The following is a 12,434-nucleotide window of genomic DNA, read 5'->3' as shown; positions in this document are numbered from 1 at the left end:
CCACCATATAGTATGAAAATGATCGAGGCTAATTTCACGTTATCCTGAAAATTAGCCGTTTTCTATATACGAGGAAAGAAAAAAACGCCATTCGAGCTGCAAAATAAATGAGCAGGATGGCGTGTTTATATTAAAAATTCCTTTTGAAATAGGGGGTTTTTTTCAGAACGACACATACTGGAATAGCGATAATTAGGCCAACCATGTTTTGAATAACATCACCAGGAATGGATGCTAACGGTGCAATCCAGCTATTGAACATAATCGCTTGCCCGATATAATAGACGGCAATCATTACGGGCATGGATACAACAGCCCCTAAAATGTTTAAACCAATATGGTCGCCTTTATATCCTTTTGACCAAGCAATTTTACCAACGATAAAGCCTTGTAATGCGCGTGAAATAATAGTAGTGGGTGCCCAAATTAACCAGCCCCCTACGATATCGAACAAGCCCATTCCGATGGCTCCTGCAAGTGCTCCCTTTTTTGGACCAAATAAAATGGCTGAGATAAACAGCATGGATGTCCCTAAGTGAATCAGCCCACCTTGACCAAAAGGTAATTTTAGATTAATAAACATGGTTGCAACGAAAACAAGTGCCGCTAAAATGGCTGTAATGACTAAATCAAATGTTTTCGTACGTGGTCTTGTATAGGATGATCTTTGTATATTTTGCATCTTTATCTTCCTCACTATGATGAATATTTTGATGATTTTTACTTTAGCAAAGGACTGACTGTTGTAAAAGTGTCAATTTTATAAAAAAGTTAGAGGTCAGTTGATGGATATTTTCGCATTTTACGAATTGTGATACGATGAGGTGAGTATAAACAGGATGAGTTAGGTGGAATGTATGATGAAAAAAGTGGCTGTAATTCAGGATATGTCATCCTTTGGGAAGTGCTCGTTAACGGCTGCAATGCCTGTATTATCTGTGATGGGTATGCAGGCGGTGCCATTGCCAACTGCGATTTTAACGGCGCAAACAGGATACTCGAGCTTTTATTGTGAGGATTTAACCTCAAGGATGGACTACTTTATGGATGAGTGGAGCAAACTTGGGGCGAGCTTTGATGGCATTCATACGGGCTTTGTTACAGGGAAAGAGCAAATCGATAATATTTTTCGTTTTTTAGGCGTGTTTCACTCAACAGATACAACCTTGCTAGTTGATCCTGTAATGGGGGATCACGGTGAGGTATATAAAATGTTTACGGGCGACTTACTGGAGCGAATGAAGGAGCTAGTAAAGTGTGCCGACATTATTACGCCAAATGTGACGGAATGTTGCTTGCTCACAGGTTTGTCGTTTGAGAGGATGCAAAGCTATCAGCATGAAATAGATTATATTCAGGTCCTAGAAGAAGCGGGTCAGCAGCTCCAACAGGCCACTGGTGCAAAAGTCATTATAACTGGCTTGAATCCACCAACAGCTGCGGGCAAGCGTTATGTGGGCAATATGTTTGTCGATGCGGAGCGGTCTTTCCATAGTATTCGTGACTATAATGGTGAAAGCTACTCAGGCACGGGTGATCTATTTGCGTCTGTTATTATGGGCGGCATGATGCGTGGGCAGGATTTAGTGGAATCCATGAAGCTAGCAGAGACGTTTTTAGCAGCTGCTATTGAAGCGACTTCCAAGGAGCAAGTACCGCGCGAGGCAGGTGTTCATTTTGAACAATTTTTACGGATGTTACTTTAGAAAAAAGTTTTTAACGTTTTAAAAACGTTGTTAGCGATCAATAGAAATGGGAGGGGAAGACATATGGAAATTAGGTTATTAACAGCACAAGATGCTACATCCTATCGAACATTAAGATTAGAGGGATTACAAACAAATCCTGAGGCATTTGGTTCAAGCTTTGAAGAGGAAAAAGATATGGCGCTTGAGTTGTTTGCAAATAGACTGGAAGCGCAAGGTTCTTTTACCTTCGGAGCATTTGATCAGAATGAGTTGTGTGGGATTGCCACATTAGTGCAGGAAAGCAAAATGAAGCTAAAGCATAAGGCAAGCATTTTTGCTGTTTATGTGTCTCCCAAAAAGCGAGGGCATGGCTTAGGTAAACGTTTGATGCAGGAAATAATCAAGCAAGGAAAGCAATTAGCCGATGTAGAGCAGATTAACTTAACCGTAGTATCTTCTAATGAATCGGCAAAAGGACTGTACACATCATTAGGCTTTCTAATGTTCGGGACAGAGAAGAGAGCTTTAAAAATAGACCAGCAATGCTTTGATGAAGATTATATGGTTCTATATGTAAAGCCTTTGAAGTAAATCCAAACTTCAAAGGCATTTATGCAAAATTCAAAAAAACAATACAATGAATAAAGTAATGACCGCAATAAAAAGAGCTAATAAAGTGCTAACCGTACTTACTTTCTTTTTCAGTAACCATAAGCTTAGCGCAACAATAATGATTGATAATGGGAGTATCAGCCAAAATACAAGATTGCCCAAGTATTCAATTTGAATGGGGAATGAATCATAAAAGTAATTATAAGTGATGCCTAGCATGAAAAAAATGGTTATGGCTATATCGGCTGATACCATTGTATTGTGAGTAATCATAATCCCCTCCCATCTCAGAAATATTTATTTTTACATATATTGTATGCAAAGACAGAGCGAAATCACACGGCAGCATTCATTAATAGGATGCTGCCGTATTTTTTTTACTATTCCTCATGTTTATTTAAACTTCTGATGATGACAGCTTCTAAATTTTCCATTTTCTTTTCAAATCGCATAAAGAGATAGATGGTGATGGCCATTGGAAATCCTGAATTACCAATTAAGTTCATCCACATTTGAATATTTTCGGGTGTTAGCATGACATCTTCCTCCTTCACCAATGTTGTGTCTTACATATGTAAAAGTGGTTTTAAGTTAAATAAAAACAATATTAATTTGATTTTTAAGAACATTTGTTCTTATTTTGGTTTATAATAGATAGATGATAGTCACTTTATTTAGCAAGAAGGCGGATAGATAGGAGTGATGATGATGAAAAACGAGAACTATAAAATCGAGAATTTTTTTGGCAGGAATATGGAACAGATAAAAAATCCAATTATCAAAAGCTTTTTGGCTAATGCTAAAAACCTTTATTTGGTTGAAAAAGCAATTTTATATCCAACTGATTGTAATATGAAATTGGTTGATGAAACATTTCAATTACACTATATAAATGTTCAAAAAATAAAATATGTCAGTAATTTAATTTATTTCTATAGCTTGGATTTTGATAAAAAAAGGAGAAGATTACACGACCGTTTCTTATTAATTGTAGACGATGGTCTATTTGAGACTGGGATGGTGAGAAAGGACGAAATCATTCAAGAAGGGTTATTAGACGCTGTTGAAAACGAAGAATTATTTCAATCTTTGAAAAGCTTAACGGATAAGCAGCTTCAAATTTTAGAAATGATTTATGCTCATGATTATTCGATAAAAGCTGTTGCTGAAACATTACAAACAACACCCCAAAATATATCGAATCTTCATCGAAAGGCATTAAAAAAACTACAACAAAAGCTTCGTAAAGAGGAGGGGTAAGGGATGGAAAGGGAAAATAGCTATCACGAGGAGTCACTTCAATTCATCGAGAATTTTTCACCTAAAATTAAACAATGTCTCCATCAGACAAGCTATCAGGAAAGAGAAGATTTGGAGCAGGAGATTAAATTAAAAATTATTGAAAAACTTGCGACAAAGGAATTTATCAATACCCCTAGCTTTTGGGATTTCTTCACCTAAGCCAAAAAAAGAGCAATTATCCTTGTTTGTGGACAATTGCTCTCTTTTCATTAACCTTTTAAGAAATCTGGTTTAGCAAAGCTTGGGTTTGGATAGGTATAGAAGCCCTCACCTGTTGCACGACCGAGCTTACCTTTTTCGATGTACTCTGTTTTCAGTAGGTTGGCAAGCTTTTTCATGTTTTCATCACCAGTAGCCGTTGCTTTTGCTTCAACAATGTTATAGGCAGTGTTGATACCAACGATGTCTAAGATGGCGAATGGACCAAGAGGCGCGCCTGTACCAATCATCCATGTTTTATCAATCGTTTCCGGGTCTGCCACTTCTTTTACTAATAAAGATTCGGCGGCATCTAAAAATGGTACGAGCAATGAGTTTAAAATATAGCCAGGTTGCTCCTTATATAATGGTAGTGGAACCATGCCGATTGCACGTGCAAATGCAACAACCTCATCGAATACTTTCATATCTGTGCCTGGGTGTTTCATAATTTCAGCTGTGTTGTTTTTCCAAATAGTATTGGCAAAATGTAGAGCTAAAAATTTCTCAGGACGGCCTGTTGCTTCTGCAAATTGGCTAGGTAATAAAGTAGATGAGTTAGTCGCAAAAATTGTTTTGGCAGGTGCTACTTTGCCAAGGTTCGTATAAAATTCTGTTTTAATTTGGACAACTTCAGGGATTGCTTCAATTACAAGATCAGCATCAGCAACAGCTTGTGCTAAGTCGCTTTTAAATGTTAGTCGAGCATAGGCAGCATCTACTTCTTCTTGTGTAGCTCCTAAGTCTTGTTGATAAAGTGGTTTCAATTTTGTAATACGATCCTGTGCATTTTTCAACGCCTCGTCGTTAATATCGTAAATGGTTACTTGAAAACCTTTAAAAGCAGATTGATAAGCAATTTGACTTCCTAAGACACCGCTACCTGCGACCGTAATATTTTGATAATTCATCGAAATTCCTCCTTTAAAATTGTTACATTAATATAATAGTGTGGATATGTAAAAAATCCTTCGATACTATTCCATACTACTTCTTTAGGTAATATAAAATCAAATGATAGCCTCTATTATTATAATGATATAAAGTTTATGGTCTTGCTCCTTTACAAGTATGTACCCAATATCGACTAAACATAACTGTAGAAATAAAAAAGACAGCAACTAAGCTGTCCATGTCTTAACAATAATCCACTGTGGTAAACATCCCGCCAACATCAGGAGCGCCGTTATTGGTAACGTGGTGAGGCATATGACAATGGAGAGGCCAAATGCCTGGGTTATTGGCCAGAAATTCTATATCCCACGTTTCACCAGATGCCACAAGAATAGTGTTTTTTGCGATTTGGGTATGACGAGCAATTGGAAAACCATCTGCGCCAACAACATGAAATTGATGGCCATGCAAATGGATGGGATGGTGATGCATTTGGATATTGCCAAAACGAATTTTTACTGTATCACCGAAATTTACAGATAAGGATTTGGTGAAGGGATAGCACTTCCCGTTCATCGTAAAAAAATTAAATTCTGGCTTCTTAAAATTTAAAGGATACGTGCCCTTCGTAAGAGCCCCCCAGGGTAATTGATCAACTGCCCATTCCTGTAATAAACATAAATAATCTTTGTGCTGTGAAAGGTTCTGTTTGCTTGGATCTTCAACAATAAACCCTCCTAATAGGCCAGCATTATCTTGCACAGCTACATTTACATGAGAGTGATACATATACGTCCCTGGTGGATTTTTTATCGTAAAGTGATAATCAAAATAATGCCCCGGTTCAATAAAAGGGGATGGTTCAATAGGTGGTACACCATCCATAGCATTTGGCACCATTAAGCCATGCCAATGTACACTTGTTTTTTCGGGCAACCGATTAATTACACGAATACAAACACGATCCCCTGGAAAAACGCGGATGGTCGGACCGGGTGTAGAACCATTGTAGCCCCATACCTGAATGAATATCCCATTTACTAGCTCCCATGTTATTTCCTCTGCAGTCAAGGTGAACAGCTTTGTTCCATCTACTTGAATTCTATAAGGTAAATCTGAAATACCAGGGGTAATAACCATTTAGCACCCTCCTGAAGGTTAATCTTCACTATTGTATGTCAATGGTGATTCAATGTAGGACTAGTTACTTTATACCTATTTTTTCATATTTATTACATTAGTAGCATATATAAGGGGAATGATGTTTTGTAAATGACTAGCCTATGCATACATAACATAAAAACTTATCTTATTTCTTCAATGGTCTTTGCTGTGAGTGAAAATAGAGGTAGTCCTATTATAATAGGACGAAAATAGGTCTTTTTATATAATTATTGTAGAATTTACATATTTTTATAGAAATACAAACTATTGATTTAGTACACTGAATTTATAGATCAAAGGAGGAAATAGTAATGAAGAAAATATTGTTAGCCGGAGCACTAAGCATTGTATGTTTTACAGGAGGATTTGGTGGACAAGCGTATGCACAGGAAGCGGTAGATGTTGCAAATTTGATTCATCAAAAGCAAACAGTAGCAGCTGCTGATCAATTACAAGCCATGTCCTATCAAGATATCTATAAAATATTACTACTATCTAAGGTAGGCTATGAAAATAATGAGGTTACAATCGTTACAACAAATACAAATATAACCGTGAAAATTTCACTAGAGGCGATTCTTCAATCCTATAAAGATGGTACAAATCTTTATCCGGAAGGCGAAAAAGATTTTACGGAAAACTATGAAGAAATTAAGAAATTATTCGGTAACGCTATTCAAATTCGAATTACGCAAACTGGAAATGGCTTTAAGAGTGAAATCTTTACGGCAAATAAATGGGAAGCTATAAGTGCGGCAGATTTAAATAGTATGTTAGTAGTATTTGCTCGTGCAGATGTGGAATTAAAACCAGGTGGGTACTTCAAGGATGCAATTGGACATTGGGCAGAGAGCTATATTCAATTGCTCTATCAAGCAGATATTATAAATGGCTCATCTGCCACAACATTTAATCCAAATGGACAAGTTACTCGTGGAGAACTGGCAGCTATTATTTTCAGAGCATCAGGTTTAGATGTAAATGAAGATTATGAAGGACCAGCTACTTATACGGACCTTAATGGCTTTTGGGGTGCGAAGGAAGTAGCCATTTTAGAAGAGTATGGCTTAATTGATATTTTCGATGGTAGTAAGTTCGAGCCCAAAAAACCTGTTACACGTGAGGAAATGGCATACGTGACAGCGAGATATTTAGAAGCTATGGAAGTGGATCTTTCTAAAGTAAGCAAGACCAATACATTTACAGATAAAAATCAAATGCGCAAGGAAACAGTAGAGTCTATTGGTTTATTGCAGCAATTAGGGATTTTAAATGGTACGAATGGTAAGTTTAATCCGAAAGGAAATCTTACTCGTGCAGAGGTTTCAAAAATTCTTACACTCACACTAATGGAATTAAGTGACGAGGAATAACAATAAAAAGCAATCCACCTTATGATTGTGGATTACTTGAATTCATGGCAAAGGTCGTCGAAAAGCTCACTCTCGATGGCCTTTGTCATTTTTTCTCGCAGCTCATGGCAAAGCAAGTAGGAATAAACGGTTTTACTTTAATTTCATAGTCTATTCGACCAGTGTATGGAAGATATAGCTTAGGAGATAGCCTAAAATGAGATACATAAAAAATGATCTGAACGAGACATACCTTAGTTGATGCAAAATGAATTCAGAGATGCTGGCTGTGGCAATCAACCCTATAGATATGCCCATTAAGATACCCTGTGCCTTTTCGGGTAATGCCCAATATTGCCCAAACCAGATGAAAATACTGAAAAAGACAGAGAAGATAAAGAAATAAATAAAAAGTCTCCATAGCCTCTCGCCCTGAGAAATGAGTGCGGTTGATAGGGCAAAACCTTCAGGAACATGGTGAAGAATAATGGAGGCTGTGAGAGAAATACTTAGTGCTGCATTACCAAGTAAATTGCCAACAGTAAGACTAATGGGTATGGTATGAATAATCATGGCAAGGGTTAGTAGGGAGACAGAGGGATTTTGCGCATGAGAAGCATGGAATAAAGTATCTAACAGTTGAAAAATGAAATAGCCAATAAAAATACCGAGTATAATTCCAAATGATTGATAGATTTGAAAGGAAGAAGGAATGATATCTAGAACGAGTAGGCCTACTAGAAAACCACCACATAATAATGACAGCCCTTGTGTTGTATGTTGAAATAGCTTAGAGAAAATCCAGGCAATTGCGCCACCAAAGCTCACACTGAAAAATAGAAATCCACCAAGTATCATTGCACTCACCTGTAAAATCCCCCGCCTCATCATAAACTTAAAGTCGTTTTTTCAAATATATGCTAAGTAAAGTTGAATATGCTTGTAGCAAACTTTCTTGAAATGGGATGTCAGCTTTATGTAGGAAAATGGCGAACCTATTAAATTGACTGAAAATTAGTTTAATTCTATACTTCTTTAAGAGGGAGATTATATTCATCGATTTAGCTCATAGGGGAGGAATGGTTGAATGAAGTGGGATGCAAGTTTTGATGTAGTTGTAGTAGGGTCTGGAGCAGCGGGATTGACAGCAGGTTTATCAGCAAAATTACAAGGATTGAAATCATTAGTCATTGAAAAAACAGATCGTTATGGTGGTGCTTCTGCAATTTCTGGTGGTGCCTTATGGATTCCCAATAATCATGTTATTAAAGGTGAAGGTGTCCCAGATACACATGAACTTGCACGCCAATATTTAGATGCCACAATAGGTGATCGTGTACCCGAAGCGTTAAAGGAAGCTTATATCACGAAAGGGCCAGAAATGTTGCGTTTTTTATACAATAAAACGAACCATATGCGCTTCCAATATGCCAAAGGCTATTCCGATTATTATCCTGAAAAATTGGGTGGTTTGTCGCAGGGACGCTCCATTGAACCACTTATTTTCGATTTAACAAAAATGGGCTCACTAGCTGATCATATGCGTCGAGCAACTCTATCGACCAAAGGCTTTACGATGAATAGTTACGAGTTTCATAAGGTCAATATGATTACGCGAACGTTCAAAGGGAAAACAACAGCATTGAGATTAGGAATACGTTTAGTGAAATCTAAGGTGACAAAGAGCGAGCCAGTAGCGCTAGGTGAAGCATTAGTGGCTCGTCTACGATTATCACTTGCCGAAGCAAATGGAGAGCTTTGGTTATCAACGGCTTTTAAAAATTTCATAATGGATAATGAAAGAGTAGTTGGCGTGATAATTGAACGTGATGGACAAGAGCAGCGGATAGAGGCAAAAAGAGGTGTTGTCTTGTCGTCGGGTGGCTTTTCACATCATCAGGCATTGAGGGAAAAGTATTTACCAGCTCCTACTAATGCTGCTTGGACATCTTCACCTGTGGGGCAAACAGGGGATATCATTGAACCTAGTGTGACAATTGGAGCTACTCTCGATTTAATGGATAAGGTATGGGGAGCACCTTCTGTTATTGATCCACAAGGACAGCCATTCTTCCTTGTGGCTGATAGGGGTGTACCTAATATGGTGGTTGTAGATAGTGCAGGACAACGCTATGTCAATGAAGCAGCACCTTATCATGAGTTTGTAGATACAATGTACAAACATCAAGAGGAGACGAAGCAGGCTGTACCTTCCTGGATACTTATTGATACAGCTGCTAAAAGCCGTTATATTTTTACAGGACTGTTTCCTGGACAAGCGTTTCCGAAAAGCTGGTATGACCATGGAATCGTGAAAAGTGCCGAAACGATTGAGGATCTTGCGAGGCAAATGGATGTGCCGAAAGAAAACTTAGTCGAGACGGTCAATCGTTTTAACATCTTTGCACACAATGGTCATGATGATGACTTTAATCGAGGCGATAGTGCTTATGATAATTACTACGGGGACCCGACATTACCTAACCCTAATTTAGCAGAGTTAAAGAAAGCTCCATTTTATGCTTTGCGTCTCTATCCTGGAGATATTGGTACAAAGGGTGGAGTAGTAGTGGATGAATTTGCTCGTGTTGTGAAAAAGGATGGCCAACCAATAGAAGGATTGTATGCATCAGGTAATTGCTCAGCGTCTATTATGGGGGAAACCTATCCAGGACCAGGTGCAACGATTGGACCTGGTATGACACTTAGCTATATAGCAACTACACATATGGCTAATGCCGTCACTAAAATAGAGGAACCACTTATAAAGGTATAGTGTGTGCGAAACCCTTCCTATTCATTTGAATAGGGAGGGTTTCACGTTGGTGGACTGTTCTAATACTTTCTTGCTAGGAATATAGTGGCTACTAAATATGTGGTGAGGATAACGAAAAGGGAGCGATTCAGTGCGGTGCTAGACTATAAAATAATCACTTCAATGGACATGTTAGAGCCCTATCGAAGTACTTGGTCAGGTATACTCGAACAAGGAAAAAATAATAATCCTTTTATTGAATACGAATGGGTTACGACATGGTGGGCAACGCTTGGTATACATGACAATGTAGAAATATTTATAGTCGAGCATCAAGGGACCGCTGTGGCATTTTTTCCGTTAGTTCATACTGTCGGTTTTGGTAAAATTCATTACTTTGGTTTTTTAGGACAAGGGTATGCGACTTATATGGAAGTGATAGCAGAGAAGCAATGGATGGAGCGGGCCATTCATTATATATTGAAGGTGTTCACGCAAAAATATAAGCGTTATTTGCTCGTGTTTCAGGGGCTCATTGAAAGTAAAGATACTTCTCAACAACTTGAGAAATATGCGATAGAATACCAGATGCCTTATTCTATATTTCGAACTGTAACGTCATTTATAGATTTTCAATCAATGACAGTTGATGACTTTTTAAAAAAGCATCGCAAGACATTTAAAAGCATTAAGCGTTATGAGAAGAAATTAAAATTATTTGGACACCTTGACTTTCAGGACGTTGGCGTCAATCATTTTCATAAAATGTTTACGCTTTTTACGCGAAGATGGCGCAAGAAGCTGGACAAAAGTCGATTTACCGAAGCACAGACTCGATTGTTTTATGAACGCTTGGCTGATGTCTCTAATGAAGCCTTTAGAGTCGAGGTTGACAGTTTGCAATTTGAAGGGCATTGGATTAGCTTTACTATTGATTTATGCTGTAGAGATCGTAATTTTTGTCAGGCTATGGGCCATGAGCCTGATTTCAATAGGTTTGGCCCTGGCAGTTTAATAGAAAAGGAAAACATGCTCAAAGCACATGATTCAGGCTTTCGTTATTATGATTTTGGTAGTGGCTATGAGCCCTATAAGTTTCAATGGTATACCGATATTGATTTTACACGAAAATTTATTATGAGTACGAAAGGCACTACTGAGGGCTTTATTCGATCATGGATGGTATTACGAGATCGGGTAAAAGGAAAATTAACAAACAATCACCAGCTTGTGAAATTGAAGCGGGACAGGTTAGGGGAATTGTTGTATTTTTTAAAGCATGCTCGAACAAGAGAATGGTTACGATTAATGAAAGGGGTCCTTCAACGAATCGTAGCTATTCATAGGATAGACATCTATATCGCGGAGCAAAAATACGATCAAGGATATATGCCCTTTGAAGAGCTACATATGAAGGATATTATGACACTGAATGAGCGGCCTGCTTATATCGCGCATTTTTATAAGGGAAATCGTTTTTTTGGTGATGGAGATCAAATTGTTTATAGGAGGCACGATCATATAGCGTACGAAGAAGTGAGCGGCTATACGTACGAGCTATCTGCCAATATGTCTTTCATCAGAGAATACGACACCCAGCTACTAAAGGAAATTGTTGTAGAAGTGCAGCGTGAAGGGCGATCCGTCTGTACAATCGCTCCGTGGTATGAGGGGCGAAGACGACGAAAGCTGAAGCAGGCGGGTTTTCATAAAGTGAGCCAAATTACCTTAGTTAGGTTGTTCAAATGGCGAAAAGAATTTCATGCTAAACAGTAAACCCTCAGTGTTTTCAACTGAGGGTTTACTGTTTAGTAGAGAATTAGATTAAAAATGGATACCAGGTTTATCGATTAGCTTACAACCTGTCCCGTATTTTGCTTTTAAGGCACCTTTGAATTGAGTTTGCTCTACCTCAGGGAATGTTTGTTTCCAAAGTTCAAAGACATTATGACTGGAAGCCTTTCCGTCCTTTGTAAGTCGTGCAATATGGAAGCCATATTCGTCATTACAACGAGCTAATGGACGATTTTCACGTACAGTAATAATGCGCCCACTTACTGTCATTTTATATAGGTCTTCATAGCCTGCAATAGCACGGCTTTCTTCGGTTTCATCAACGACTGCTACTTCTGCTACTTCTGCTGCTACAGCTTTCTCTTCTAACGTTGCTTCGTTTTCAGATGTTTGCGTTTCAGCAACGTTATTTTGAGTTGGAAGCTGTTCTACAATGACAAAATCCTTATTGGATGCTTTGTCACTCATCGTTGCCATAACATTCATAATAGAACCAACATAACGTAATGGCTTCTCTTTTCCTTCCTCAAAAACAAAAATATTATAATCGGTTTTATTCATCTTTTTCATAATAATATTACCTGTTGTAATAGTAAAACCGATAAACTTGTTCTTTTTAAGTGCCTGTATTGCTTCTTGCTTTGTTAAAATCATTTTAAAATCTCCTAATGAATT

The 12,434-nt window shown here is 38.0% G+C and carries 14 protein-coding genes; 7 read left to right on the top strand and 7 right to left on the bottom strand.

The features are described from left to right. Positions 1-130: 130 nt before the first annotated feature. A complete protein-coding gene (locus AC3CH7_RS18350) occupies positions 131-682 on the bottom strand; it encodes an ECF transporter S component (protein ID WP_012292287.1) in 552 nt (183 codons plus the stop codon). A 175-nt stretch (positions 683-857) separates the two neighbouring features. On the opposite strand from AC3CH7_RS18350, the gene AC3CH7_RS18345 reads away from it, so the two are divergent. Then, entirely contained in the window at positions 858-1,706 is an 849-nt protein-coding gene (locus AC3CH7_RS18345) for a pyridoxamine kinase (protein WP_012292288.1), read from the top strand. Between the two features lie 63 nt (positions 1,707-1,769). Further along, the gene (locus AC3CH7_RS18340) at positions 1,770-2,279 is read left to right on the top strand and encodes a GNAT family N-acetyltransferase (protein ID WP_488381808.1); all 510 of its coding nucleotides are present in this window, start codon (positions 1,770-1,772) and stop codon (positions 2,277-2,279) included. A gap of 30 nt (positions 2,280-2,309) precedes the next feature. Here AC3CH7_RS18340 and AC3CH7_RS18335 read toward each other — a convergent pair whose 3' ends face one another. Next, complete coding sequence (locus AC3CH7_RS18335; RefSeq protein WP_416277942.1) at positions 2,310-2,573, bottom strand: hypothetical protein; 264 nt, start codon at positions 2,571-2,573, stop codon at positions 2,310-2,312. Between the two features lie 107 nt (positions 2,574-2,680). Continuing rightward, positions 2,681-2,836 (bottom strand): YvrJ family protein, encoded by a 156-nt coding sequence (locus tag AC3CH7_RS18330; RefSeq protein ID WP_080695160.1) that lies wholly within the window; start codon positions 2,834-2,836, stop codon positions 2,681-2,683. A gap of 172 nt (positions 2,837-3,008) precedes the next feature. On the opposite strand from AC3CH7_RS18330, the gene AC3CH7_RS18325 reads away from it, so the two are divergent. Further along, complete coding sequence (locus AC3CH7_RS18325) at positions 3,009-3,560, top strand: sigma-70 family RNA polymerase sigma factor (RefSeq protein WP_036160539.1); 552 nt, start codon at positions 3,009-3,011, stop codon at positions 3,558-3,560. A gap of 3 nt (positions 3,561-3,563) precedes the next feature. Beyond that, on the top strand, positions 3,564-3,761 hold the full coding sequence (locus tag AC3CH7_RS18320; protein WP_012292293.1) for a hypothetical protein: 198 nt from the start codon (positions 3,564-3,566) through the stop codon (positions 3,759-3,761). A 50-nt stretch (positions 3,762-3,811) separates the two neighbouring features. Here the strand turns inward: AC3CH7_RS18320 and AC3CH7_RS18315 are convergent, their stop codons facing one another. Together AC3CH7_RS18315 and AC3CH7_RS18310 are read right to left on the bottom strand one after the other, a co-directional pair. Next, the gene (locus tag AC3CH7_RS18315; protein WP_012292294.1) at positions 3,812-4,711 is read right to left on the bottom strand and encodes a 3-hydroxyacyl-CoA dehydrogenase; all 900 of its coding nucleotides are present in this window, start codon (positions 4,709-4,711) and stop codon (positions 3,812-3,814) included. A 226-nt stretch (positions 4,712-4,937) separates the two neighbouring features. Further along, on the bottom strand, positions 4,938-5,834 hold the full coding sequence (locus AC3CH7_RS18310; protein WP_012292295.1) for a copper oxidase: 897 nt from the start codon (positions 5,832-5,834) through the stop codon (positions 4,938-4,940). A 335-nt stretch (positions 5,835-6,169) separates the two neighbouring features. Between AC3CH7_RS18310 and AC3CH7_RS18305 the strand changes: the two genes are divergently transcribed. Beyond that, positions 6,170-7,231 (top strand): S-layer homology domain-containing protein, encoded by a 1,062-nt coding sequence (locus AC3CH7_RS18305; RefSeq protein ID WP_488381807.1) that lies wholly within the window; start codon positions 6,170-6,172, stop codon positions 7,229-7,231. Positions 7,232-7,381: 150 nt separating this feature from the next. On the opposite strand, the gene AC3CH7_RS18300 is transcribed toward AC3CH7_RS18305, so the two are convergent. Next, on the bottom strand, positions 7,382-8,068 hold the full coding sequence (locus AC3CH7_RS18300; RefSeq protein WP_227256897.1) for a ZIP family metal transporter: 687 nt from the start codon (positions 8,066-8,068) through the stop codon (positions 7,382-7,384). A gap of 229 nt (positions 8,069-8,297) precedes the next feature. Between AC3CH7_RS18300 and AC3CH7_RS18295 the strand changes: the two genes are divergently transcribed. Together AC3CH7_RS18295 and AC3CH7_RS18290 are read left to right on the top strand one after the other, a co-directional pair. Beyond that, entirely contained in the window at positions 8,298-9,986 is a 1,689-nt protein-coding gene (locus AC3CH7_RS18295; RefSeq protein ID WP_036217870.1) for an FAD-dependent oxidoreductase, read from the top strand. Positions 9,987-10,121: 135 nt separating this feature from the next. Then, a complete protein-coding gene (locus tag AC3CH7_RS18290; protein WP_488381806.1) occupies positions 10,122-11,741 on the top strand; it encodes a GNAT family N-acetyltransferase in 1,620 nt (539 codons plus the stop codon). Between the two features lie 48 nt (positions 11,742-11,789). Here AC3CH7_RS18290 and AC3CH7_RS18285 read toward each other — a convergent pair whose 3' ends face one another. Continuing rightward, a complete protein-coding gene (locus tag AC3CH7_RS18285; RefSeq protein WP_012292300.1) occupies positions 11,790-12,413 on the bottom strand; it encodes a hypothetical protein in 624 nt (207 codons plus the stop codon). Positions 12,414-12,434: the final 21 nt, after the last annotated feature.

Source organism: Lysinibacillus sp. F12 (assembly GCF_057773605.1).
This window is presented reverse-complemented; position numbering and strand designations above follow the sequence as displayed.

Excerpts from the sequence above, each read along its gene's own strand:
- AC3CH7_RS18350 (WP_012292287.1), bottom strand. The coding sequence starts at position 682 with ATGCAAAATATACAAAGATCATCCTATACAAGACCACGTACGAAAACA.
- AC3CH7_RS18345 (WP_012292288.1), top strand. The coding sequence starts at position 858 with ATGATGAAAAAAGTGGCTGTAATTCAGGATATGTCATCCTTTGGGAAG.
- AC3CH7_RS18340 (WP_488381808.1), top strand. The coding sequence starts at position 1,770 with ATGGAAATTAGGTTATTAACAGCACAAGATGCTACATCCTATCGAACA.
- AC3CH7_RS18335 (WP_416277942.1), bottom strand. The coding sequence starts at position 2,573 with ATGATTACTCACAATACAATGGTATCAGCCGATATAGCCATAACCATT.
- AC3CH7_RS18330 (WP_080695160.1), bottom strand. The coding sequence starts at position 2,836 with ATGCTAACACCCGAAAATATTCAAATGTGGATGAACTTAATTGGTAAT.
- AC3CH7_RS18325 (WP_036160539.1), top strand. The coding sequence starts at position 3,009 with ATGAAAAACGAGAACTATAAAATCGAGAATTTTTTTGGCAGGAATATG.
- AC3CH7_RS18320 (WP_012292293.1), top strand. The coding sequence starts at position 3,564 with ATGGAAAGGGAAAATAGCTATCACGAGGAGTCACTTCAATTCATCGAG.
- AC3CH7_RS18315 (WP_012292294.1), bottom strand. The coding sequence starts at position 4,711 with ATGAATTATCAAAATATTACGGTCGCAGGTAGCGGTGTCTTAGGAAGT.
- AC3CH7_RS18310 (WP_012292295.1), bottom strand. The coding sequence starts at position 5,834 with ATGGTTATTACCCCTGGTATTTCAGATTTACCTTATAGAATTCAAGTA.
- AC3CH7_RS18305 (WP_488381807.1), top strand. The coding sequence starts at position 6,170 with ATGAAGAAAATATTGTTAGCCGGAGCACTAAGCATTGTATGTTTTACA.
- AC3CH7_RS18300 (WP_227256897.1), bottom strand. The coding sequence starts at position 8,068 with ATGATACTTGGTGGATTTCTATTTTTCAGTGTGAGCTTTGGTGGCGCA.
- AC3CH7_RS18295 (WP_036217870.1), top strand. The coding sequence starts at position 8,298 with ATGAAGTGGGATGCAAGTTTTGATGTAGTTGTAGTAGGGTCTGGAGCA.
- AC3CH7_RS18285 (WP_012292300.1), bottom strand. The coding sequence starts at position 12,413 with ATGATTTTAACAAAGCAAGAAGCAATACAGGCACTTAAAAAGAACAAG.